The organism is Paraburkholderia atlantica (genome assembly GCF_009362785.1).
Classification (GTDB): Bacteria; Pseudomonadota; Gammaproteobacteria; order Burkholderiales; family Burkholderiaceae; genus Paraburkholderia; species Paraburkholderia atlantica.
Genome location: NZ_WHNQ01000167.1, coordinates 1 through 1,692, shown reverse-complemented (window position 1 = coordinate 1,692; position 1,692 = coordinate 1). Strand labels below are relative to the sequence as shown.

The following is a 1,692-nucleotide window of genomic DNA, read 5'->3' as shown; positions in this document are numbered from 1 at the left end:
TGCGTATTTCGGCGAAGGTGACCGCCAATTTCGGGAACGTGACCGATTCGGCGGGGTTGGGCGTTGCGCGGTGTCGATTGTAGATTTCCTTGTTAGTTCTGGTCGAGTTCGGGCTCCAGGACGCTGGGTTTTGGGGATGCCTTTCTGAGGGAACCACCGGTAAGCGTGATCCGATGATGACGCTGCATGAGGCGGTCGAGCATTGCGTCGGCGATGGTCTCGTCGCCGATCCATCCATGCCAGTGCTCAATCGGTAACTGGCTGGTGACGATGGTCGCCTTTCCCGCCGAGCGGTCATCGATCATCTCGAGCAGATCGTTTCGAACCATCGCATCAAGGGGCGCCATTCCCCAATCGTCCAATAGAAGCACGTCGACGCGGGCAACCTGCAGCAACCATTTTGTGAAGCCGCCGTTGCCGTGCAGAACGCGAAGCTCCTCGCCAAGTCGGGGCACGCGCAGATACAAGGCTGAATGCCCGCGCCGGCAAGCGTATTGGGCCAAGGCGCAAGCGAGCCACGATTTCCCAGCGCCAGTTGGGCCGCTTATGAGCAGGCTGTAGCCGGCTTCGACCCAGTCACCGAGCGCGAGACTCGTGAGTGAGCGCGGATCGACGCCACGGCCAGCGCGCGTGTCGAGATCTTCAATGGCGGCTTGCGGATACTTGAGGCGCGCCTGCTTGAGCAGTCGGGTACGACGGCGATCATCACGCCAACTGGCTTCCCGGTCGACCAGCAGTGACAGGCGCTCCTCGAAGCTCAGGCTGGCCGCACCGGGCTGCGTCAGTTGTTCTTCCAGGCCGTCAGCGAAACCGTCCAGCTTCAGGGTGCGCAGTTGCGTCAGTGTCTGTTGCATCATCATGGTGGGTCTTCTTTATTGGTAGTAGCCGGGACCGCGTACATGCGCGTGGCTCGGGCTGATCCAGTCGGCAGGCGTTGCCACTGCAGCGCGGTCGCGGTTGTTGATCAGGATGTCGCGCACGTGGCGGTAACGGTGCACGCCCAGCTCCAGTGCTAGCGCACAGGCGGCTTCGAGACGTTCGCGGCCATAGCGACGTGAGAGCGAGAGCAATCCGAGGCACGCCCGATAGCCGTGTTCCGGATGACGTTGCTCCTGCAGCAGCCGGGTAACAAGCGCGCCGGTTGCCGCGCCGATCTGCTGTCCCCAATGAATCAGCCGCTGCGGCGTCCATTCCAGATGAGCGCGGTGCGCCGCCGGCATGTGCTCGACGACGGTGGTGTAGCCGCCTGCGCGGTCGTTGCGTGCGTGGCTGGCGACACGGCGACCTCGATGCAGCAGTTCGACAGCGCCCGCCGTGATGCGCGCATCGAGCTTGAGACCGACCAACGCGTGCGGCACGCTGTAGCGGTGTTTGTTGATCTCGACGTGATAGTCGATGTGAACCGTCACTGTCTTGAAGCGCGCGAGCTCATAGGGCTGTGCCGGCAGCGGCTGCAGTGCCGGCGCGTCCAGCTGGGCGAATGAGCTGGCGCGACATCCCGGCAGCTTCTGGAACGGCCTCTCATTCAGGTTCTTGAGCAGCGGGCGGATCGCCTCATTGACCGAGTGGACCGACTCAAACCGGTGATGACGCAGGCGCGCCATGATCCAGCGTTCGACGACCTGGACCGCAACCTCTACCTTCGGTTTGTCCTGCGGACGATATACGCGTGCAGGAAGGAATGACGTGCCG

General features: G+C 62.9%; 2 protein-coding genes. Both read right to left on the bottom strand.

What is annotated here, in order from left to right:
- Positions 1–92: 92 nt before the first annotated feature.
- The gene (gene istB, locus GCT19_RS41885) at positions 93–860 is read right to left on the bottom strand and encodes an IS21-like element helper ATPase IstB (protein ID WP_018432839.1); all 768 of its coding nucleotides are present in this window, start codon (positions 858–860) and stop codon (positions 93–95) included.
- A 12-nt stretch (positions 861–872) separates the two neighbouring features.
- Positions 873–1,692 (bottom strand): transposase (locus GCT19_RS41880; protein ID WP_193727543.1); only part of this gene is annotated, 820 nt, incomplete at its 5' end.